Annotated in this window: 20 protein-coding genes; 4 read left to right on the top strand and 16 right to left on the bottom strand. The window is 68.6% G+C overall.

What is annotated here, in order from left to right; all coding sequences use genetic code 11:
• Positions 1–5: 5 nt before the first annotated feature.
• The 14 genes from ACIOTO_RS09025 to ACIOTO_RS08960 form a co-directional block, all read right to left on the bottom strand.
• Positions 6–1,640, bottom strand: a complete 1,635-nt coding sequence (locus tag ACIOTO_RS09025; RefSeq protein WP_400857513.1) for a fucose isomerase — start codon at positions 1,638–1,640, stop codon at positions 6–8.
• Complete coding sequence (locus ACIOTO_RS09020; RefSeq protein WP_400857511.1) at positions 1,637–3,166, bottom strand: FGGY-family carbohydrate kinase; 1,530 nt, start codon at positions 3,164–3,166, stop codon at positions 1,637–1,639. The genes ACIOTO_RS09025 and ACIOTO_RS09020 overlap by 4 nt, the downstream gene beginning before the upstream one ends.
• A gap of 116 nt (positions 3,167–3,282) precedes the next feature.
• Positions 3,283–4,272, bottom strand: a complete 990-nt coding sequence (locus ACIOTO_RS09015) for a LacI family DNA-binding transcriptional regulator (protein WP_400857510.1) — start codon at positions 4,270–4,272, stop codon at positions 3,283–3,285.
• Between the two features lie 67 nt (positions 4,273–4,339).
• Positions 4,340–5,266 (bottom strand): dihydrodipicolinate synthase family protein, encoded by a 927-nt coding sequence (locus ACIOTO_RS09010; RefSeq protein WP_400857508.1) that lies wholly within the window; start codon positions 5,264–5,266, stop codon positions 4,340–4,342.
• Positions 5,260–6,093 (bottom strand): SDR family oxidoreductase, encoded by an 834-nt coding sequence (locus tag ACIOTO_RS09005; protein WP_091031888.1) that lies wholly within the window; start codon positions 6,091–6,093, stop codon positions 5,260–5,262. The genes ACIOTO_RS09010 and ACIOTO_RS09005 overlap by 7 nt, the downstream gene beginning before the upstream one ends.
• A gap of 27 nt (positions 6,094–6,120) precedes the next feature.
• Positions 6,121–6,993 carry a carbohydrate ABC transporter permease gene (locus ACIOTO_RS09000; RefSeq protein ID WP_081860046.1) on the bottom strand — a complete coding sequence of 291 codons (873 nt, stop codon included), beginning with the start codon at positions 6,991–6,993 and terminating at the stop codon, positions 6,121–6,123.
• The gene (locus tag ACIOTO_RS08995; RefSeq protein WP_400857507.1) at positions 6,990–7,955 is read right to left on the bottom strand and encodes a carbohydrate ABC transporter permease; all 966 of its coding nucleotides are present in this window, start codon (positions 7,953–7,955) and stop codon (positions 6,990–6,992) included. Before ACIOTO_RS08995 ends, ACIOTO_RS09000 begins: the two co-directional genes overlap by 4 nt.
• Before the next feature lie 76 nt (positions 7,956–8,031).
• Positions 8,032–9,324, bottom strand: coding sequence for an ABC transporter substrate-binding protein (locus tag ACIOTO_RS08990; RefSeq protein WP_029261346.1), 1,293 nt, complete (start codon positions 9,322–9,324; stop codon positions 8,032–8,034).
• A 229-nt stretch (positions 9,325–9,553) separates the two neighbouring features.
• Entirely contained in the window at positions 9,554–9,994 is a 441-nt protein-coding gene (locus ACIOTO_RS08985; protein WP_400857506.1) for a DoxX family protein, read from the bottom strand.
• 123 nt (positions 9,995–10,117) lie between these two features.
• Positions 10,118–10,987 (bottom strand): dihydrodipicolinate synthase family protein, encoded by an 870-nt coding sequence (locus ACIOTO_RS08980; protein WP_400857505.1) that lies wholly within the window; start codon positions 10,985–10,987, stop codon positions 10,118–10,120.
• The gene (locus ACIOTO_RS08975; RefSeq protein ID WP_400857504.1) at positions 10,984–12,639 is read right to left on the bottom strand and encodes a tripartite tricarboxylate transporter permease; all 1,656 of its coding nucleotides are present in this window, start codon (positions 12,637–12,639) and stop codon (positions 10,984–10,986) included. Before ACIOTO_RS08975 ends, ACIOTO_RS08980 begins: the two co-directional genes overlap by 4 nt.
• Positions 12,636–13,190, bottom strand: a complete 555-nt coding sequence (locus ACIOTO_RS08970) for a tripartite tricarboxylate transporter TctB family protein (protein ID WP_400857503.1) — start codon at positions 13,188–13,190, stop codon at positions 12,636–12,638. Before ACIOTO_RS08970 ends, ACIOTO_RS08975 begins: the two co-directional genes overlap by 4 nt.
• A gap of 62 nt (positions 13,191–13,252) precedes the next feature.
• Positions 13,253–14,221 carry a tripartite tricarboxylate transporter substrate binding protein gene (locus ACIOTO_RS08965; protein ID WP_400857502.1) on the bottom strand — a complete coding sequence of 323 codons (969 nt, stop codon included), beginning with the start codon at positions 14,219–14,221 and terminating at the stop codon, positions 13,253–13,255.
• A gap of 108 nt (positions 14,222–14,329) precedes the next feature.
• Positions 14,330–14,992 carry a GntR family transcriptional regulator gene (locus ACIOTO_RS08960; protein WP_400857501.1) on the bottom strand — a complete coding sequence of 221 codons (663 nt, stop codon included), beginning with the start codon at positions 14,990–14,992 and terminating at the stop codon, positions 14,330–14,332.
• A 100-nt stretch (positions 14,993–15,092) separates the two neighbouring features.
• Between ACIOTO_RS08960 and ACIOTO_RS08955 the strand changes: the two genes are divergently transcribed.
• Genes ACIOTO_RS08955 through ACIOTO_RS08940 form a run of 4 tightly spaced genes read left to right on the top strand, consistent with a single transcriptional unit; the run spans position 15,093 to position 18,939 of the window.
• Positions 15,093–16,253: a PP2C family protein-serine/threonine phosphatase gene (locus ACIOTO_RS08955; RefSeq protein WP_029261339.1), complete on the top strand. Its 1,161-nt coding sequence runs from the start codon at positions 15,093–15,095 to the stop codon at positions 16,251–16,253.
• On the top strand, positions 16,250–18,214 hold the full coding sequence (locus ACIOTO_RS08950) for a glycosyltransferase (RefSeq protein WP_400857499.1): 1,965 nt from the start codon (positions 16,250–16,252) through the stop codon (positions 18,212–18,214). The genes ACIOTO_RS08955 and ACIOTO_RS08950 overlap by 4 nt, the downstream gene beginning before the upstream one ends.
• A complete protein-coding gene (locus ACIOTO_RS08945) occupies positions 18,198–18,530 on the top strand; it encodes an STAS domain-containing protein (protein ID WP_372467590.1) in 333 nt (110 codons plus the stop codon). The genes ACIOTO_RS08950 and ACIOTO_RS08945 overlap by 17 nt, the downstream gene beginning before the upstream one ends.
• Positions 18,520–18,939, top strand: a complete 420-nt coding sequence (locus ACIOTO_RS08940; RefSeq protein WP_029261336.1) for an ATP-binding protein — start codon at positions 18,520–18,522, stop codon at positions 18,937–18,939. Before ACIOTO_RS08945 ends, ACIOTO_RS08940 begins: the two co-directional genes overlap by 11 nt.
• 39 nt (positions 18,940–18,978) lie before the next feature.
• Here the strand turns inward: ACIOTO_RS08940 and ACIOTO_RS08935 are convergent, their stop codons facing one another.
• A complete protein-coding gene (locus ACIOTO_RS08935) occupies positions 18,979–19,392 on the bottom strand; it encodes a heat shock protein transcriptional repressor HspR (protein ID WP_029261335.1) in 414 nt (137 codons plus the stop codon).
• Between the two features lie 40 nt (positions 19,393–19,432).
• Positions 19,433–20,416, bottom strand: a complete 984-nt coding sequence (locus ACIOTO_RS08930; RefSeq protein ID WP_029261334.1) for a DnaJ C-terminal domain-containing protein — start codon at positions 20,414–20,416, stop codon at positions 19,433–19,435.
• Between the last annotated feature and the right edge of the window lie 5 nt (positions 20,417–20,421).

Below are 20,421 nucleotides of genomic sequence, written 5' to 3'. Positions count from 1 at the left end.
CCGGGTCAGACCGCCACGTCTCCCACCAGGTTGACCTTGATGCCCATTCCGTCGAACATCGCGGCCTTGGCGATCAGAGCCTTGTCCGCCGTCTCGGCATCCGGAGCGTAGGCGAGCTGTGCGTGGTTGGCCTTGTGGCGGGCCATGAACTGGTCGCGGGAGACGCCGTGCAGCACGACGTGCGCGATCGGCCACTCCGGGTTCGTAGCGTCCTTGCGGCGCTGGGTCTCCTCGGCCGGGAGCTCGACGACCGACGCGCGGAAGATGTCGGCCTGCAGGATCCCGTCGGCGATGAACACACGCGACAGCACGATCTCGCCGGGCTTCGAGACGCCGTTGATCGTGGCTCCGCCCGCGGGGAAGAACACGTGCCCCTGCCGCCAGCCCTCGGCGTTCTGCCATCCGCCCAGGTGCGACGCCGGAACCGAGCCCGAGATCTCGTAGACCCAGACGAACTGCCCGTCGTACTCCTCGCCCCAGCGCACGTCGTGCAGGGTGTTGTCGGGCACGAGGCCCATCGCACGCCAGACGCGATCGGTGACCAGCGCGTCCACGGCGACCCCCTCGTCGGCCTCGTTGAAGTGCGGGAACGCGCGGCCGTCGTGCAGCACCCGCGAACCGTCGCGTGAGGTCACCGGCGGGCGCTGAGTCGAGTTCAGGATGCCTTCGGCGAGATCGGAGGCCGGAACCAGGTCCTTCAGCCCCTGCTGGTACTGGATGCCCACCGCGTCGAGGCCGAAGTCGTCGGCGATGCGGAGCGCGGCGATGTACATCTTCAGCTGCCACTGCACCTGCTCCCGTGTGAGCTCGGTGGTGGCATCCTCGCCGTACCGGAAGGTCATGCCCGCGTCGATCAGCCAGTCATAGGCGGCGTCCGCCTCGGCCTCGGTGACCTCGAGCATCTCGGCGTAGAGGGCCGACTGCGACAGGCGCTCCTTGTAGATGCCGGTCTGGTTGAGCAGCTCGTCGTCGAAGATCGCGTTGTACATGCCCATGCAGCCCTCGTCGAAGACGCCGATGATCGCCTTCTCCGCCAGCAGCTCAGCGGCGAGCGCCTCGCCCAGCTGCTTCTCGGGGCTGTCGGGGAGGGCGGGGAGCGCGCGCACGTGAGAGGCGTCATGGGTGATGGCGCCCGTCTCCGTCCACTCCTTGATGCCGGCCTTGAACCAGTCGTCAGAGAAGTCGACCGACCAGATCGTGGCGTAGGGCTTGTCCATCTTCGTCAGCCCGGCGTTCAGGCCGAGCAGTCCGACGAGGCCCGGCCAGTCACCGGCGAAGTTCGCGACCGTGAGGATCGGGCCCTGGTGCGTGCGGAGGCCGGCGAGCACGTGATGGGAGTACTGCCACACGGCCTCGGCGACGATGAGCGGAGCATCGGTCGGGATGTTCTTGAAGACCTCGAGCCCCATGCGCTGGCTCGAGATGAAGCCGTGGCCCGTCTCGGGGTCGACGTCGTTGGCGCGGATGACGGTCCACCCGAGGTCTTCGAAGACGCCGGTGACGCCAGCCTCGAGCTCGACCTGCACCGGCCAGCCGCCGGTGTTGGCGGCCTCGCGCAGGTCGCCCGACGCGATCAGGTAGGCGGTCTTCGGCGCGGATGCCGGGCGGGACACGGGGGCGGGAAGTGCGTAGGTGGTCATGATTCCTCCGGGGTTGAGTGGGATGATGTGCCGCGCTGCTCGGCGGCGAGTTCGTGGACGACGCCCTTCGTTCCGTCGTACAGACGCACGTAGCGGTCGAACAGGGTGTCGTAGGCGGTGCGCAGCTCGGCGTTCGGGGTGATGCGCTCCGTGATGGGGTTCCAGTCGGTGATGAGCGGCGCCTCACCGTCGGCTGCCACGGCGACCGCGGCGAGGAAGGCGGCCCCGTAGCTCGCACCGATCGTCGTCTCCGGCACCTCCTGCACGAGACCGGTGACGTCGGAGACGATCTGCAGCCACAGTCGCCCCTGCGTACCGCCGCCGACCGCGACGATCCGACGGATGTCGGCGCCCGCGGCTCGCATGGTCTCGACGTTGTGCCGCACGCCCAATGCGGTGGCCTCGAGCGCCGCTCGGTAGAGATCGCCTCGGGTGTGCTCGAGCGTCAGCCCGGCGATCACGCCCCGCGCATCCGGGTCCTGGATGGGGGTGCGCTCTCCTGCGAAGTACGGGAGCATCAACACACCCCGGGCGCCGACCCCCGCTGCCTCCGCCTCGGCGAGGAGCTGCGGGTAGTCGGCACCGGTGAGGTCCTTGAGCCACGCGGTCAGCGCGCCGGAGGTCGAGAGGCCTCCGGCGAGGTTCCGGGTACCGGGGAAGGCGCCGGCCGTGGTCCACATCGACGGGGTGCGCAGCGCGGGCTCCCCCGGCGTCACCGCGCTGGTGAAGACCATGAACATCGTCGTCCCGTACATCAGCATCAGGTCGGCGGTCTCATGCGCGCCCACGCTGACGGCCTCGGTCCAGGCGTCGATCGTGCCCGTGATGACGGGCGTCCCTGCCGGGATTCCGGTCGATTCGGCTGCCTGCAGGGTGACGGTGCCGGCGATGTCGCCGGCCCACGCGAGGCGCGGCTGCACGATCGTGGTGGCGTAGCGACCCCAGAACGGGGCGTGCCACCGCTCGCTCTCGATGTCGTAGAGGGGAGAGACCTGGCTCGCGGACTGATGGTCGAAGACGTACGCGCCGGTGAGCCGACGGACGAGCCAGGATGCGGGCATGAACAGCCGTCGGGCGCGCGCCCAGGCCGCCGGCTCCTCCTCCGCGATCCAGGCGATCTTCGGCCCGCCGGCCTGCGACGTGAGCACCGAGCCTCCGATGCGGGTGATCTCGTCCACGCCGAGCTCGGCGGTGATCCTCTCGATCTGGGCGGAAGCGCGGGTGTCGACGCCGTAGAGGATCGCGGGTCGGACCGGCTGGTCGTTCTCGTCGGCGAGCAGGATGCAGGGACCCATCCCGCTGACGCCGACGGCGACGACCTCGGCATCGGGGTGCGCGGCGAGCAGTTCGCGGGCGATGTCGACGAACTCGTCCCACCAGATCGAGGCATCCATCTCCACCCAGCCGGTGTGCGGCCGGGAGACGTCGTGCTCGCGGGTGGTGGTGGCGATGATGGTTCCGTCGGGCGCCACGAGCACGCCTTTGGTGCTCGATGTGCCGACATCCACCCCGAGGGTGCATCGCATGGTGTCCTCCTTGATCACGCCTGAGGAAAGCGTAGCTGAAATCGATTTCACGATGCAAGCAGGAGATCGTGGTTACGCATGCACCGTCCATCACCGAGGCGATGCGGGGCGAACCCCTACGCGGAACGCCGCGCGGTCGCCTGCCGGGTCTCGCCCCGCAGCACGACCGTGCGCGCAGGGTGGGTGTCGCCGGCGATGCGCTCGAGGAGCATGCGCGCCGCCGTCACACCCATGTGGCGGGCGGGCAGCTGCACCATCGTGACGGCGGTCGGCGAGAGCGTCGTGAAGGGCAGCGACCCGACGACCGCGACCCCGACTGCCGGTGGGGTGAGTCCGTGTTCGGTGAGCACCTGGATCGCTCCGACGCCGATGAGGTTGTTTCCGGCGACGACGGCGTCCGGCGGGTCGGGCAGGGCGAGCAATTCCTCCATCGCCGCCCGCGCACCGTCGACACGGAACGTCGCGAACCGTTGCAGCTCGTCGATGTCGGCATCGCGTCCCGCCGCTGCGAGCGCCTCTCGCCAACCCGCGGCGCGTTCGGCAGCGGTGTCGATGTCCTCCGGACCACCGATGTAGGCGATTCGTCGGTGGCCGGCGGAGATCAGGGACTCGGTCGCCGCGACGCCCGCCTCTCGGTTCGCCATCACGACGAGATCGAGCTCGTGCCGGGTGGCGCGGTCGACCGCCACCACCGGTCGGCCGGTGGACAGGATGCTGTCGAGATCCGTCGCCTTCGACGCCGCCGCGATGATGACGCCGGACATGTGCTCGGCGATCGCGATCTGCAGGTACGTCGCCTCCTTCTCGGTCTGCGAGTCGGAGTTGCAGAGGACCACCGAGTACCCGGCCTCGGAGGCCACATCCTCGACGCCACGGGCCATCTCCGTGAAGTAGGGGTTCTCGATATCGGGGATGACGAGGGCGATGACCTCGGACGTCTGGGTGCGCAGCGTGCGGGCGGCGCGGTTCGGCGTGAAGTTCAACTCTTCCGCCGCGGCGCGCACCGCCTCGATCTTCTCGGGCGAGACCCTGGTGCCGTTGAACACCCGCGAGACCGTCGCCGGCGAGACGCCTGCGCGCCTCGCGACGTCGTAGATCGTGGTCATTTCCCGCCCTCTGCTGCCCGGATGCTTCACCCTACCGGCCTCTCCGGACGACGCTCGCGATCCCCCATCACGAGACGTCGCGGGCGTCCTCCTCGGCGGTGATCGCGATGTTCTCCTGTAGGCGCGCGAAGACCGCGTCCAGGCGCGCACGACCGTCGTCGTCGAGCGCCGGGAGCGGCGAGCGGCAGTCGCCGAGCGGGACCGACAGCTTGCCGCCGAGGTACTTGGCCGCGCCGAACACGCCGACCTCGACAATGCCCTCGACCGTGTCGTTGATGCGCACCTGCACGGCACGCGCTCCGGCGAGGTCGCCGGCGTCGAACCGTCGACGCAGCGACAGGAAGAGCTCTATCTGCAGGCTCACGGTGGTGCCGATCGCCCCGCGTGCGCCGATCGACAGCGCCGGCAGATAGAACTCGTCGAAGCCGTTGATCAGGGTCAGGTGCGGGTAGCGGCGGAGGATCCGCTCGGCCCCGTACAGGTTGCGCGAGGTGTGCTTGACGCCGATCACCTGGGGCAGCGCGAGCAGCTCGTCGAAGCCGCCCTCGGAGATGTCGCGCCCAGTGAACTGCGGGATGTTGTAGAGAATGAAGGGAAGCTCGACCGCGTCGATCACGGTGCGGAGGTGCCGCACCACATCCGCCGTCGAATAGCCGTAGTACAGCGGCGGGATCATGGAGATCGCTGCGACACCCGCGTCTTTCGCTGCGGCGGCGATGCGCGACGCCTCCCCCGTCGACATCGCGCCGACGTGGGAGACCACGGGCACGCGCCCCGCGGCAGCCGTCACCGCGGTCTCGGCCACCGCGATGCGCTCGGCCTCGGAGAGCAGCACGCCCTCGCCGGACGACCCGCAGATGTAGAGGCCCTCGACGCCGCGACGGATGTCGGTGTCGAGCATGGTCGCGAGCGCGCCGTGATCGACGCTCTCGTCGCGGCGCATCGGGGTGACCGCCGCTGTGAACAGGCGCGTGCCGAGAAGATCACTCACCATGCGGTCCACCCGCCGTCGACCACGAGGTTGGAGCCGGTCATGTACGTCGAGGCGTCGGACGCGAGGAAGACCAGTGCGCCGTTGTACTCGTCGGCCTCGGCCATGCGACCGATCGGCATCCGGGCGATGTAGTTCGCCTGGAACTTCGCATCCTGCGTGTCCCGGCGGACGCCCGAGGGCGTGAGCGTGTTGACGCGGATGCCCGCGCGCCCCCAGTACGTGGCGCAGTAGCGGGTGAGGTTGTAGAGCCCCGACTTCGCCGCCGAGTACGCGACCGGCTTGATGAAGGGGATGCCCGTGTCCTCGGCCTTGTAGGCGTAGATGTCCTGCACGGGCGACACCATCCCGTAGATGGATCCCACATTGACGATCGAGCCGCCGACGCCGGCATCGCGCATCCGCCGACCCGCCGCCTGCGTCACGAGGAACGTGCCGACGAGGTTGGTGTCGACGACCTCGCGGAACACGTCGACCGGGAACTCCTCGAACGGCCCGGAGACCTCCGGCGGCGCGCTGGGCTGCGTGTCGAGTCCGGCGTTGTTGACGACGACGGTCGGCACGCCCCAGGTCGCCGCGACCTGGTCGAGCCCTGCGTCCACGCTGGCCTGGTCGGTGATGTCCATCGCCACGGCGAGCAGGCGCCCATCCGGGTCGTCGATGCCGAGACGCGCGGCGGGATCGGCCACCTCGCTGCGAGAGGTCACGGCGACGCGCGCGCCCCGCTGGTGCAGCGAGCGGACGAACTCCGCTCCGATCTGGCCGAAGCCGCCGGTCACGACGACCACCTTGTCCCGCACCGAGAAGAGCGGGTCGAGTCCTTCAGACATGTATCGATACTCCAGATTGCAGGGCGGTCAGCCCTTGACGGATCCCGCGGTGAGCCCGGACACGATGCCGCGCTGCGCCCACAGGAAGAAGATGATCGCGGGCAGCGCGAAGAGCAGCGCGCACAGCATGACGATGTTCATCGGCGTGTAGAACTGCCCGAGGAACGACGACAGCCCCACGGATGCCGGCCACAGGTCGGACGACGAGATGAAGGTGTTCGCGAACATGAACTCGTTCCAGCCGTCGAAGAACGCGATGACGGCCGCGGCTGCGATGCTCGGCATGATCAGCGGGAGCACGATCGTGGTCAGGATGCGCAGGCGCGAGCAGCCGTCGATGCGGGCCGACTCCTCGATCTCGTACGGGATCTTGTCGATGCCGCTCTTGATGATGAACATGCTCACCGGCATCACGAACGCGGTGTCGGCGAGGACGAGCCCCCAGTGGCTGTTGAGCAGCCCGGCGCCGGCGAAGATCGCGTACAGCGGGACGATGATCAGCGCCTCCGGCAGCATCTGCGTGCTGAAGAAGATGAAGCCGGCGACGCCGCGGCCGTGGAACTTGTACCGGCTGAGCGCATAGGCGGCCATGGTCGCCAGCACGAGGCTGAGGATCGTGGTGCCGGCGGCGATCACGAACGAGTTGCCGAGCCAGCGCAGGATCGGGATGTCGGAGAGGAAGCCGCCCCACTGGCCGATGTTCTGCACCTCGGGGAGCAGCGGCTGGCTGCCGCCGTAGAGCGAAGCCTCGGTGCCGAGCGACGTCGCCAGCATCCAGTACACCGGGAATCCGGCGAAGACGACGAGCAGCGTGATGAGGACGGCCTTGCCGAGGCTGCCGAACTTGGCGCCGATCCCGCGGCGACGCGGAAGATCGGTGGGGATGCGCACGGTGGTCATCGCTGGCTCTCCTGACGTTCTTGGATCTGCTCGACGATGAAGTAGACGACAGTGACCAGCAGCGACAGCACCAGGCCGAGGGCGCCGATGGCCGCGGCGCGTCCGAGGTTCTGATCCTGGAACGCGGTGCGGTAGACGTTCACGACGAGCGTGTTGGTGACGTCGAGCGGTCCCCCACCGGTGATCAGGAAGATGATCTCGAAGCGTCGGATCGACCAGATCGTCATGAGCAGCGTGATGACGCGCACGGTCGGCATGATGTGGGGCAGGGTGACCGCGCGGAAGGACTGGAAGCGGGTGGCGCCGTCGACCCAGGTCGCTTCGCGGAGCTCGTGCGGCACGCTCTGCAGGGCGCTGAGCATGACCAGCATCACGAGCGGCGTGAGCTTCCAGACCGTCGCGAGCGTCACCGCGAACAGCCCGTACTTCGGATCGACGAGCCAGCCGTGCTCACCGAGGCCGAGCGCCGAGGTGGTGCGGTTCAGGATGCCCTGCTCGTTGTTGTAGATCCAGACGAAGATGAGGGCGGCGGCCACCGTCGGCACGGCCCAGGGGATCGTCGCGATGGCACGGATGATGCCGCGCCCCTTGAAGGCGGTGTTGAGCAGCAGCGCTCCGGCGGTTCCGATGCCGACCGAGAAGACCACCGTGAAGAGCGTGTAGAGGAGGGTCGTGATGACGGACGACCAGAACTTGTCGCTCGACAGCAGGTACTCGTAGTTCTCCATGCCGACCGGCCGTCCCCCGGCGGGGTTGACCAGCTTGGTCGCCGTGAACGACAGCAGCACGCCGCGGATCAGGGGGAAGACCGTGAAGATCGCCAGGTACGCGATCGCCGGGAAGAGGAAGAGGTAGGCGCCGTTGCGCTCGATGAAGCGTCCGATCGCGCCGGTGTCGCGGCGTCGCCGTGGCGGCGAAGCTGAGGGCGTCGTGGGTCGCGCCTCGAGCGTGGGGGTGGCCATGGCCGGGTGTCCTTTCGCGTGTCGCGGGGATGGCCGAGGGGCGGGCGGCGGGGGTCACGCCCGCCCCTCGGGGTGCTCAGCCGAGTTCGGCTTCGAGGCTCTCCTGAACCTCAGCCAGCTTCGCCTTCACGTCGCCGCCGTTGACCCGCAGGTCTTCGACCGCGGTGAGGACCTCGCGCCAGACGACCTTGCTCTCGGTCTCGAAGCCCTCGACGAGGGTCGACTTCGAGGTCTTGGCGGCCTCGAGGAACTGCGTCGCCCACGGGTTGGCCTCGAGGAAGGCAGCGTCCGGCTCGACGTCGGTGGCCATGGCGGAGGCGCCGAGGCCGGCACGGATGGCGGTCTGGCCCTCCTCGCCGAGCACCCAGCGCACGAAGTCCTTGGCGGCCTCCTTGTTGTCGCTGTTCGCGTTGACGGCGATGATCAGCTGCGAGTTCGAGCCGGGGTTCGCGAGCGGCAGCGGAGCCGCGCCCATGTTCTGTCCGTTCACGGCGTTGTCCGGGTTGCTCGTGATGGTCGTCGCGACACCGGAGTTCTCGAACAGCATCCCGACCTGGCCCTGGCCGAACTTCGCACGGAAGGTCGACGCGTCGTCGCCGATGGGGGCGACACCCGAGGCGAACGTCTCGAGGAACGCCTCGACGGCCTCGACGTTCTCGGCCTTGTCGATGGTCAGCTTCTTCCCGTCGCTGAGCTCGCCGCCGAATCCGTAGATCCAGTTCGCCATCTCCAGCGTCCAGCCGTCGATCTCGGCGGTCTGGTGACGGCCGGCCCAGCCGGAGATCCCCAGCTCGTCCTTGATCGTCTTCGCCGTGGTGAGGAACTCGTCGAACGTCGTCGGGACCTCCAGCCCCAGCTCGGCGAAGATGTCCTTGTTGTAGATGACGGTGCTGTAGGTCGGGCGCTCCCAGTTGAAGCCGTACTGCCCGCCGTCGAAGACTCCGGCCTCGTTCGTGTTGTTGAGCGTGTCGCCGAGCTCATCGGCGATGTCGTCGAGCGGCTCGAGCACGCCGGCGTCGACGAGCGAGGCGAACTGGCTGTCCTGGAGGACCATCACGTCGGGGCCGCCGCCGGCACCCAGCTCGGTGCTGAGCTTGTCGGCGTAGTTCGCGAACGGGATCTCGACCTTGGTCAGCTCGATGTTGTCGTCGGGGCCGGTGTAGCCCTTGACGGCGTCCCAGATGATCGGGCCCTTGCCGTCTTCGAGGAACTGCCAGTTGGAGAACGTGAGCTCTCCCCCGGCGCTTCCGGCATCCGACGAGTCGTCGCCGGCGGCGCATCCGGCCAGGGCGATGGTCGCGGCGGCGACGAGGCCGGTGATCCGCAGCGCGCGTGCGCGGCGGGACGGGTGTGCGTGGTTCGACTTCACTGTTCACTCCTTTGGGCAGCAAGTTCTATGCGACGGTGCATCCGAGTTCTCGCCGGGTCTGCGTGAAATCGGTTTCATCACCATAACTCCGCATTCACAGCGGTGTCAAGAATGAAATGGTTACGCAACCTTATCGTGTCTTCTCCGCCCACCAGAACGGCCCGCATCCCCCGGATACGACGGATGCCGCGGGGTCAGCCCCCGCGGCATCCGTGTCACTGCGTGCGTGTCAGGCGAGCCAGGCCGGTGCCCGTCCGCGCAGGAACGCGCCGTCGACGGAGAAGCGTCCGGCACCGGTCAGGGCCAGGGTGAGCGCCGCGGCGCCGAGGACGGCGACGAACTCGTAGCCGCCCTCTCCGACCCAGAGGCCGGCGGGCAGGTGCACGGCGACGAGCGCGACGATCATGTCGACCGCGAGCAGGATGCCGACCGGGCGCGTGAAGAGCCCGAGCATCAGCAGGAGACCGCCGACGAGCTCGACGAACGCGACGACCGGCGCCGCGATCTCGGGGAGGGGGATCCCCATGCCCGCGAAGCTGCCGATCGTTCCGGGCAGCGTGAACTCGAAGATCTTCTGCGCGCCGTGCGCGGCGAAGATCGCACCGACCACGACGCGCAGGACGAGGAGTCCCAGCGACGGGGCGGCGGAGGAGGCTTTGGTGTTCGTCATGAGGAGTTCTTCCTTCGTGGCAGGACACCCGCGCGCCAGGCGCGGAGCAGGGTCGTTCCCTGCTTCCACGCTAGGAAGCGCACTTTTCCATCTCCTGTGATCGCCCTCCGACGAGGCCCCCGGTCAGCGGTGCGCGGCGACCACCTCGGCGACGGCGGTGCGCTCGGCATCGGTCGGCTCGGCGATCGCCATACGGCAGTATGCGTCGACGACGTCGAGGACGCGGTACGCCTCCTTCATGCGCGCCATGTCTCCGCCGATCAGCGAGACGACGTCGTCGACCGCGGCCTGCGCGACGGCGATCGCCTCGGCATCGCCCGATCGTCCGGCGTCGGCCAGGGCTCGGAACGGCTTCGGGGTGACGGACGAGACCCCGGACACGACCCCCTGCGCCCCCGCGTCGACGGCGGCGATCAGGTCGCGGTCGGCGCCGGTGTACAGCTCGAAGTCGGCGGGGACGACGGCGCGATACGCAGCGATCTCGTCGAGGGACAGTTCGCTGAGCTTCGCCCCCACGATGTTCGGCAGCGTAGCGAGCCGCACCAGCAGTTCGGGCGAGACGGTGTTGCCGCTGCGCGCCGGGTAGATGTACACGTAGAGGCGCCCGTCGCCGACGGCATCCGACACCGCCTGGAAGTAGTCGAAGATCGCATCCTCGGTCGACTTCAGGTAGTACGGGGTGAGGGCAGCGAACTCGGTCACGCCGAGGCGCTTGGCGATCTCGACGAGCCGCACCGCCTCGAAGGTGCTCGGCTGGCCGACATGCACGATGACGCGCATCCGGTCCTGAAGCTCCTCGACGGCGGCGGCGACGAGCGCCGTGAACTCGGCGACGTCGACGGCCGGGAACTCCCCGGTCGTGCCGAGGATGAAAGCCCCCTCGTTGCCCGAGTCGCCGACGAAGCGGAAGATCGCGCGCGATCCCTCGAGGTCGAGGCTGCCGTCGCGGCGGAACGCGGTCGGAACGGCGGTCAGGATGTCGTAGCGGGTCACTTCTCGGTCTCCTCGGAGTTCTTGCGGGACTTGCGGGTGCGGCGCGTGGGCGCGTCGACGTTGCGGACGGTCGAGGTGAGCAGGTCGGGCTGGGCGGCGAGCTCGTCGTGCGCCTTCTCGATCTGCTGGATGCTGTCGTCGTGCAGGATCGAGTCCGCCAGCGCCGCGCGCTCGGCACGGGGCTTGCGGGCCGCACGGATCGCCGGCATCACGATCGAGAGCACGGCCAGCGCGAGCAGGACGATCGCGATGGGGCTCACGACCTCGAAGAACGGACGCGTGGGGAGGATCGCGAGTGTGCGGGCGAGGTTCTCCTCGGCGAGCGGTCCGAGGAGAAGGCCCAGCACGATCGGACCGGCGGGCACCTGCATGCGCTTGAGCAGCACGCCGATCACGCCGAAGACGAGCATGGTGACGACGGTCGAGAGGCTGTTCGAGGTGGCGTAGGTGCCGATGATGCAGAAGATGAGGATGCCGCTCCACAGGTACGGCTGCGGCACGTCGAGGAGCTTCACCATTCCCTTCATGCGCACCAGGCTCAGGCCCAGCGAGAGGATCGTCGCGATGAGCATGATGCCCACGATCGAGACCACGAGGTCGGGACGATTCGTGAACAGCGTCGGCCCGGGGGTGATGCCCCAGATGATCATGGAGCCGATCATCACGGCCATCACCGAGTCGCCGGGGATACCGAGGGCCATGGTCGTGGTGAGCGAGCCGCCGAGCGTGGCGCTGGAGGCGGTGTCGCTGGCGGCGACGCCCTCGATGGACCCCTTGCCGAACATCTCCGGGTGCTTGGAGGCCTTGCGCGCCCTCTCCCAGCCGATGAGTCCGGCGATGTCGCCGCCCGCCGCGGGGATGAGGCCGACACCGAGACCCACCGCGCCACCGACCGCGGTCGCGCGGCCGCTCTGCTTCAGCTCGGCGCGGTTCGGCCACCAGCGGCCGAGGCTCGAGATCGGACGCACGGCCGACTTCCGGTACGTCAGCAGTTGATCGAACAGCTCGGCGATGCCGAAGAGTCCGATGATCACGGCGATGAAGTTCACGCCCTCGACGAGTTCGAGGACTCCGAAGGTGAAGCGCTGGTCGGCGGTCGCGGCGTAGGTGCCGACACTGCCGAGCATGAGGCCGAATAGCCCGGCGAGGATGCCCTTGAGCATCGACTTCGACGAGATGCCGATCATGATCGCGATGCCGAAGACGACCAGGGCGAACAGCTCGGGCGACTTGAAGTAGTCGCGGGCGAAGCTGGCGATGGGCACGGCGGCGACCGCGAAGAGCACGAGGGAGGCGAGGATGCCGACCGCCGAGACGATCGCGGAGATGGTCAGGGCGAGTCCTGCCCTGCCCTGCTTGGCCATCGGATATCCGTCGAGGGTGGTGGCGATGGATGCCGGAGTGCCAGGGGTGTTGATGAGGATGGACGGCACCCGGTCGCCGAAGTTCGCGGCGACGTAGATGGTCAACAGCACCGCGAGGCCCTGCACGGGCTCGAGGGTCATCGTGAAGCCTGCGGCGAGGGCGACGGCCATGGTCGCGGTGATGCCGGGGAAGGCGCCGACCATGAAGCCGAGCACGAGGCCGACGAGCATGTAGAGCAGGATCGAGATGTCGAGGAGCGAGTTCAGCCCCTCCATGAGCGCGTTCACAGGGGAATCCTCAGGAGCATCCCGAACACGACGTAGACGAACGCCGTGACCGAGGCGGAGTAGATGATGAGGCTCAGCCAGCGGCGGTGGCCGTAGAGGAGCATGAGGGCGGCCATCAAGAGGGCGGCGGCGACGGGGAAGACCTCGACGCGGTAGCCGAAGAGGATGACCGAGCCCAGCGACCACAGTGCGATGAAGGCACCGGTGATCACGAGGGTGGCGATGACGCGCAGGTAGCCGCCGGGCTGGATGCGCTCGAGGTCTTCGCGGGTCGGGGCCGGGCGGGTGACCGCGACGGCGAGCAGCGCGATGGCGACGACCACCCCGGTGACTCCGATGACGAGCGGCCAGAAGCGGGCGTCGATCTGCCCGGGAGCGGCTTCGCGGCGCAGCGGGATCTGCGTCGAGAGGAAGAGGTAGCCGGAGGTGAACGCCAGGGCGACGACCGCGAAGACGACCTCGAGGGGGCGGGAGGCGGGTGCGCCCTGGTACTCGTCTGCAGACTCGTCGTGGCCCGCCGGTTCCGCAACGGTGTCGGGGGTGGACATCATGCTCCTTCTTTCGTCGACGAGGAACGGCTGCGGGGCCGGTCTGCACCGGCCCCGCAGTGTTCTCAACCCAGCAGTTCCTTGAACAGGTCGAACTGCTCGTCCACGAACGTGGTCCACTCGGCGGAGTCGCGGTACACGACGAGGTTCCCGGCGTCGGCCTGGAACTTCTGGTAGCTGTCCGACTCGACGGCTTCCTTGACCGCGGCTTCGAGCGTCGACTTCACGTCTTCGGGCAGACCCTTGGGGGCGTAGATTCCTCCCCAGCCGCCGAAGATCACGTCTTCGCCGATGGCCTCCTCGACCGTCTCGACGTCTTCGGCGTCGGGGTGGCGCACGTCGTTCATGACGGCGAGGATGCGCACGGATTCACCCTGGGCCAGTGCCTCGCCGAGTCCGGAGACGGCGGCGACGGTCTCACCCGATGCGGCCGCCGCGACGGCTGTCGCTCCGCCGTCGTACGGGACCGGGGTGAAGTCGGCGTCGGTCGCACTGCCGAGCCCGACGGTCGCGGCCTCCCAGATGGAGCCGGCGCCGGAGTTCGCGACGGTGACGGCGCCGGCCTTCGCCTGGGTGACGAGGTCTTCCAGTGTCTCGATGCCGCTGTTCGCGCCGACCGTGACGACTCCGGGGGCGAGCATGATCTGGCCGAGCAGGTCGAAGTCCTCTGGGAGCACGTTCGCGCCCTGCGTGGTGTTCAGCATCGCGATCTCGACGGGGGCGAATCCGATGACGTATCCGTCGGGGTCCTGTGCACCCACGTACTCCATCGCGAGCGCGCCGGCGGCACCCGGCATGTTCTCGGGGATGACGCTGACGTCGAGGATCTTCTCGAGCTCTGTGGCGAGGGCACGCGACGAGAGGTCGGATCCTCCGCCGGGGTTGGCCTGGATGATGAGCCGGAGGTCGTTCTCGGGGAAAGCCGATCCGGCTTCTTCGCCCTCTTCGACCTTGGTGCAGGCCGAGACGATGAGAGCGGTGGCTGCGAGGGCGGCGATCGCGGCAGCCGCCCGGGTGATGCGCTTGCGGGGCATCTTTGCTCCTCTACGTGGGTCGACCTTGTTGTCGACCCCCTGAGGCTAGCAGTGTTGACTGTTAACAGTCAACACTGACGCAGGCTTCCGGGCCTGGCGCGCTCGCGCTCAGGCGCGGTCGGCGATCTCGGCGAGCATGCGCTCGCGGGCGCCGTCGAGGTGCTCGGACAGCACCTTCGCGGCCTGCGCGGGCTTTCCACTGCGCATCACGTCCATGAGCTTGACGTGGTCGCCGGACGACTCGTGCAGGTCCTCATCGTGGTTGATCGTGACCTCGAGCAGCGCGGTGAAGGTCGGGAGGTACTGGTTCCAGGCGCCTTCCAGACGGGGGTGGTCGGCGAGGGCATAGATCTGCGAGTGGAACTCGAGGTCGGCGACGACGAAGGCCGCGTGGTCACCGGCATCCGCCGCTTCGCCCATCCGCTCGACGGCCGCCGCCATCGCGGCCCAGCGGGAGTCGTCCTCGACGCGCATCGCCCGCGAGAGCGCGAGCTGCTCGAGGGCGCCGCGCAGGCTGTAGAGCTGGTCGACGTCGTCGTGCGTGAGTCCGACGATGTACACGCCGCGGGGGCGCTGCACCTCGACGAGCTTCTCGAAGCTGAGCTGCGTCAGGGCGTCGCGCACGGGTCCGCGGCTGACCGAGAACTCCTCGGCCAGCGCCTCCTCGGTGATGCGTTCGCCGGGGGCGAGTTCGCCGCGCACGATGCGCTGGCGCAGGACTCGGGCCACCTGCGCGCCGAGGGATTCTCCACGCTTCACGGACTGCGTCATGGTGACCTCCTGTTAACTGTTGACAGGATACACACCGCTCTCCACGCTCGGCTTTCGTTCGAGGGCATGTCAGGATGAGAAACGACCGGGAGGGCGGGAGATGTTCGACGAGCGAAGGCGTCAGGAAGCGCTCGAGGAACTGGGGATCCTCGATACACCGCGCGATGAGCGCGTGGATCGGGTGGCACGACTGGCCAAGGAGATGTTCGGGGTCCCCATGGTGAGCGTCTCGCTCCTGGACCGCGACCGCCAGTGGCGCAAGTCCGAGATCGGACTCGGCGGCGATGAAGCCCCGCGGCAGGATTCCTTCTGCGACTACACCGTCCGGCAGGATCGGACCGTGATCGTCGAGGATGCGCTCACGACCGAGGTCTTCGCCGACAACCCATTCGTGGTGGGCGATCCGCACCTCCGCTTCTATGCCGGGCACCCGCTGCATGCGCCCGGCGGCGAGCCCATCGGAACTCTGTGCGTGCTCGACACCGAACCGCACACGCTGTCCGACGCCCAGCAGGGTCTGCTGCGAGACCTGGCGTTCTGGGTGCAGACGGAGCTCGCGAACGATGCCGAGCTCGACCACGCGGCCGTGATCCAGAGTGCGCTGCGTCCGCATTCGCATCCGGTCGTTCCCGGGTACACCATCGCCGGAGGTGCGGCGTCACGCGGCCGGCTTGCTGGCGACTTCTACGACCTCGGCATGCATGACGGCGCGCTGCGCGTGACCCTCGCCGACGCGATGGGCAAGGGCACAGGGCCGGCCCTCATCGCAGCGAGTGTCCGCGCTTCTCTGCGCACGGCTCCCGGACGCTCACTGGCGGCGGCGATCGCCGACGCCGACCGTCTGCTCGAGGAGGATCTTGCCGACACGGCGATGTTCGTCACAGCGGTGCACGCGGAACTCCGACCGGAGACCGGAGACCTCGAGCTGATCGACGCCGGCCACAGTCTCGCCTTCATCCTGCGCGCGGACGGCTCATGGGAGCACCTGCGCTCGACGAGCCTGCCGCTGGGAATGGGGATGGGGCTGCAGCCGCCCGAGATCCGCGAACCGCGGTTCGCCCACCTCGACCCCGGCGATGCGTTCGTGTGCTGCAGCGACGGACTGCTCGACGTGCTCGACGCCGACGACCCGTTCGCGCACGTCTACCGCGTGCTGACGACGCTAGGACCCGATGGCGCCATTCGCGAGGCTCTGCGGCTGGCCGACGACGATCGCGCCACCGACGACATCACCGTGGTCGTGGTGAGGCGTGACCGATGACCGTGCGCTTCGCAACGATCCGCATCCTCGCGGTGCTGTCGGTGGTGCTCGGCGTGAACTACGTCGCCTGGCGCTGGCTCGAGTCGGTGAACTGGTCCGCCTGGTGGATTGCGGTCCCGCTAGTTCTGGCTGAGACGTACAGCCTGATCGACACCATCCTCTTCTCCTCGACGATGTGGAAGGCCCGGACGCGGCCGAAGCCGACGTCGCCGCCTGAGGGCACGGTCGACGTCTTCATCGCCACCTACGACGAACCGATCGAATTGGTGATGACCACGGCCCGCGCAGCCGCGCGGATCGCGTATCCGCACACGACGTGGGTACTCGACGACGGCTCCCGTCCCGAGCTCGAGGCCGCGGCGCGGGAAGCGGGAGTCGGATATCTCACGCGCTCCGCCGACTGGGCGGGTAAGCCACGGCACGCGAAGGCCGGCAACCTCAACAACGCGCTCTTCGAGACGGACGGGGAGTTCCTGCTGATCCTGGACGCCGATCAGATCCCCGACCCGTTGATCCTCCACCGCACCCTCGGCTACTTCGCCGACGATGAGAAGGTCGCCGTCGTCCAGACCCCGCAGTGGTTCGTGAACGTCGACGAAGCGGATCCGCTCGGCAGCCAGGCGCCGCTGTTCTACGGGCCGATCCAGCAGGGCAAGGACGGGTGGAACGCCGCGTTCTTCTGCGGCTCGAATGCGGTTCTCCGTCGTGAGGCGCTGATGCAGCTCGGCATCATCGGGTACGTCCGAGAGGTCACCGATTCGGCGGGCAGGGCGCTGCGGACGGCCGAGATCATGATCGACAAGGAGATGCGGGAGTCGTCGAGTGCCGAACTGTCGCGCGAGCTCTCCGTCCTCCAGATCGCCATCCGTCGCGGAATCCGCGATCTCGCAGCCGGCGTGCCCGTCGCCGACGTGGCGGACGAGGTCGGCGGGGCTGTCGAACGTGCCTCGCGCATCCTGGTGGCACAGGATCTGGCCGGGATCCGGGCCGACCTGGAGGAGCTGGGCGCGCTGCCCATCGCGCAGGATGCGGAGCTCGATGCCGTGATCGTCGACGAGGCGGGGCTCGCCGCTCTCGCCGAGTCCGATCTCTCTCCGATCACCGCTCTGGATGCCGTACGGGGGCTGCTCGACGCGCTTCGTCTGGACCGGGGCGAGGAAGCTCAGCCGATCCTGCCGCTGGCGACCATCTCCGTGACGGAGGACATGGCGACCGCAATGCAGCTGCACGCTCTCGGGTGGCGCAGCGTGTACCACCACGAGATCCTCGCCAAGGGACTCGCACCGGAGGATCTGCGCACCATGCTCACACAGCGTCTGCGCTGGGCGCAGGGCACGCTGCAGGTGATGCTGCGCGACAATCCACTGGTCAAGCGGGGGCTTTCGTTCGGTCAGCGGTTGATGTACTTCGCCACGATGTGGAGCTACCTCTCGGGGTTCGCCGCGATCGCGTACCTCGCCGCGCCGGTGATCTACCTGGTGTTCGGCGTGCTGCCGGTCACCGCGTGGTCTGTCGACTTCTTTGCGCGGTTCCTGCCCTATTTCCTCGTGAACCAGCTGCTGTTCCTCGTGGTCGCGAAGGGGGTGCGCACGTGGCGGGGCCAGCAGTACTCGCTCGCCCTGTTCCCGGTGTGGATACGCGCGTGCGTGACGGCTTTCGCCAACGTCGTCTTCCATCGCCCGCTCGCTTTCGCCGTCACCCGTAAGGATGGTCGCGATCCGCGGGGTGTGCCCTGGCGCGAGATCTGGCCGCAGCTGACCGCCATCGCCGTCCTGAGCGTGGCGCTCGTGATCGGCGTGACGCGGGTCCTACTGGGAACGGCCGACGGCGTCGGCACCCTCGTGAACACGGTCTGGGTCGTGTACGACCTCGTGGTCCTCAGCGTCATCATCCAGGCGGCTCGCTACCGCGGCCCGGCCGCCGTCCTGCTCGAGAAGGAGTCCCATGGAACTGTCCACTGACACCCGCGACGGGTACGCCGTGATCGCGCTCTCCGGGCGCCTCACCGCATCCGGAGCACCCCTGCTCCGCAACGCGGTCGGCGACCTGGTGACGGCCGGCGAGCCGCACATCGTGATCGACATGGCGGAGCTCGCCTTCGTCGATTCCTCCGGCCTCGGCGCTCTGGTCGGCGGTCTGAAGAGCGCGAGGGTCGCCGGCGGGGACTTGCGCATCGCCGCCGTGCCCGAGGCGGTGCGAACGGTCCTGCGGCTGACGAACCTGGATCGTGTGCTCCGTGACTACCCGACGCCCGAATCGGCGTTCGATGCCCGGTGAAGCCCGCGCCCGCGTGAGCGGACCCGCCGGGCTGGCGACGGTCGACGAGATCCTCGACACTCTCGAACGGTTGTGGTCGGATGCGCCGGGCGTACCGGCCGAGGACCGCACGGTGTTCGCCCTCGCGGTCAGCGAGATCGCGACCAACATGGTGCAGCACGGAGAGGTCACTGCCGCAGTGACGCTCTCCGTGGACCTCAGCCTCTCCTCCGACGAGCTGCGCGCCACACTGGTGGACACGGCTCCGCCCGCCTCGATCGACTGGCACGGTGTCGCGATGCCCGACGTGGACAGCGAGAGCGGCCGCGGGCTGGCTCTGGCGCGCGAAGTGCTCGATGGGTTCGTCCACACCTACGATGACCGCGGCAACACCTGGGTGCTGGTGCGCCGCGTCGGCATCAGCCGCTGAGTCGCGGGCAAGCGGGCGCGCCGACGCGCGGTATGTGGACTAGGCGCTCCCGCGCGGGTCCCAGAGCACGACCTCGGTCGAGCGACGGATGCGGCGGCCGGTCGGCATCGGGACGACCCCCGCGGAGCCGGCGGCGAACACGCGCACGCCGGGACGATTCTCGCGCTCGGTGCGCAGCGCGCCCTCGAGCACGGCGATGCGATCGCGCAGCATCCGGTTCTCGTCTTCGAGGTCCAGCAGGCGCGCGATCGCGGGAAGGCTCACGCCTTCGGAGGAGAGCTGGGCGACCTCGCGCAGCTGCTCGATGTTGCGGGGGGAATAGCGGCGGGAGCCGCCCGTGGTGCGCCCGGGGACCACGAGCCCGATGCGGTCGTACTGCCGCAGCGTCTGCGGGTGGAGGCCGGAGAGCTCCGCGGCGGCCGCGATCGCGAACACCGGGGTGTCAGCATTCATCATGAACGCCTCCGCCCCCGGTGCCCGCTTCGACGATCGGTCATCGCCGCGCCTTGGCCATCAGCTCGGCGCGCGGGTTCTCCTCGGGCTCGAGCTCCTGGAACTTCTGCAGCGCCTCACGTGCGGCGTCGTCGAGGTGCGTGGGCACCGCGACCTGGAGCTCGGCGAGCAGGTCGCCCGTCCCCTTCGATGTCGCGACTCCGCGGCCCTTCACGCGCAGCACCCGCCCGGAGGGGGTGCCGGGTGCGACCCGGAGCTTGACCACATCGCCGCCGAGCGTCGGAACCTCGATCGTCGCCCCGAGGGTCGCCTCGGTGAACGTCACGGGGACCACGACGCGCAGGTTGAGCCCGTCGCGGGTGAAGACCGGGTGCGGACGCACCGCGATCTGCACCACGATGTCGCCGTTCTCCCCGCCGTCAGGCGAGGGTCGGCCACGGCCGCGCAGACGGATCTTCTGCCCGTCGGCGACGCCCGCGGGGATCTTCACCTTGAAGGGCTTGCCGTCTTCGCCCTGCAGGGAGATGGTCTCCCCCTGCACGGCGGTGACGAAGTCGAGCGTGGTGCGCGCGGTGACGTCGGCGCCGCGCTGCGGGCCGCCGTAACCGCGGTAGCCGCCGCTCGGCTGCCCGAAGCGCCCGTTGCCGAAGCTCGCGCCCTGACCCTGGTTAAACATCGCGAAGATGTCCTCGAAGTCGGCGGTCTGCCCTCGGCCCTGCTGACCGAACCGGCTGAACACGTCTTCGAAGCCGCCGGCGCCCTGACCGCTCGCGGTGAAGCGAGCGCCCGAGCCCATGGCGCGGATCTCGTCGTATTCCTTGCGCTGTTCGGCGTCGGAGAGCACCGAGTAGGCCTCGCTGATCTCCTTGAACTTCGCCTCTGCTTTGGCATCACCCTGATTGGAGTCCGGGTGGTACTTCCGCGCGAGCTTGCGATACGTCTTCTTCAGATCCGCATCGCTGACGTCCTTGGAGACCCCGAGGGTCTTGTAGAAGTCCTTGTCGAACCAATCCTGGCTGGCCATCGATC

Source organism: Microbacterium sp. NPDC087592, assembly GCF_044743585.1.
In the GTDB taxonomy this organism is placed as follows: domain Bacteria; phylum Actinomycetota; class Actinomycetes; order Actinomycetales; family Microbacteriaceae; genus Microbacterium.
This window is presented reverse-complemented; position numbering and strand designations above follow the sequence as displayed.

Bases quoted from the DNA above. Each gene is read 5' to 3' on its own strand.
- ACIOTO_RS09025 (WP_400857513.1), bottom strand. From the start codon at position 1,640: ATGACCACCTACGCACTTCCCGCCCCCGTGTCCCGCCCGGCATCCGCG.
- ACIOTO_RS09020 (WP_400857511.1), bottom strand. From the start codon at position 3,166: ATGCGATGCACCCTCGGGGTGGATGTCGGCACATCGAGCACCAAAGGC.
- ACIOTO_RS09015 (WP_400857510.1), bottom strand. From the start codon at position 4,272: ATGACCACGATCTACGACGTCGCGAGGCGCGCAGGCGTCTCGCCGGCG.
- ACIOTO_RS09010 (WP_400857508.1), bottom strand. From the start codon at position 5,266: ATGGTGAGTGATCTTCTCGGCACGCGCCTGTTCACAGCGGCGGTCACC.
- ACIOTO_RS09005 (WP_091031888.1), bottom strand. From the start codon at position 6,093: ATGTCTGAAGGACTCGACCCGCTCTTCTCGGTGCGGGACAAGGTGGTC.
- ACIOTO_RS09000 (WP_081860046.1), bottom strand. From the start codon at position 6,993: ATGACCACCGTGCGCATCCCCACCGATCTTCCGCGTCGCCGCGGGATC.
- ACIOTO_RS08995 (WP_400857507.1), bottom strand. From the start codon at position 7,955: ATGGCCACCCCCACGCTCGAGGCGCGACCCACGACGCCCTCAGCTTCG.
- ACIOTO_RS08985 (WP_400857506.1), bottom strand. From the start codon at position 9,994: ATGACGAACACCAAAGCCTCCTCCGCCGCCCCGTCGCTGGGACTCCTC.
- ACIOTO_RS08970 (WP_400857503.1), bottom strand. From the start codon at position 13,190: ATGATGTCCACCCCCGACACCGTTGCGGAACCGGCGGGCCACGACGAG.
- ACIOTO_RS08965 (WP_400857502.1), bottom strand. From the start codon at position 14,221: ATGCCCCGCAAGCGCATCACCCGGGCGGCTGCCGCGATCGCCGCCCTC.
- ACIOTO_RS08960 (WP_400857501.1), bottom strand. From the start codon at position 14,992: ATGACGCAGTCCGTGAAGCGTGGAGAATCCCTCGGCGCGCAGGTGGCC.
- ACIOTO_RS08955 (WP_029261339.1), top strand. From the start codon at position 15,093: ATGTTCGACGAGCGAAGGCGTCAGGAAGCGCTCGAGGAACTGGGGATC.
- ACIOTO_RS08950 (WP_400857499.1), top strand. From the start codon at position 16,250: ATGACCGTGCGCTTCGCAACGATCCGCATCCTCGCGGTGCTGTCGGTG.
- ACIOTO_RS08945 (WP_372467590.1), top strand. From the start codon at position 18,198: ATGGAACTGTCCACTGACACCCGCGACGGGTACGCCGTGATCGCGCTC.
- ACIOTO_RS08940 (WP_029261336.1), top strand. From the start codon at position 18,520: ATGCCCGGTGAAGCCCGCGCCCGCGTGAGCGGACCCGCCGGGCTGGCG.
- ACIOTO_RS08935 (WP_029261335.1), bottom strand. From the start codon at position 19,392: ATGAATGCTGACACCCCGGTGTTCGCGATCGCGGCCGCCGCGGAGCTC.
- ACIOTO_RS08930 (WP_029261334.1), bottom strand. From the start codon at position 20,416: ATGGCCAGCCAGGATTGGTTCGACAAGGACTTCTACAAGACCCTCGGG.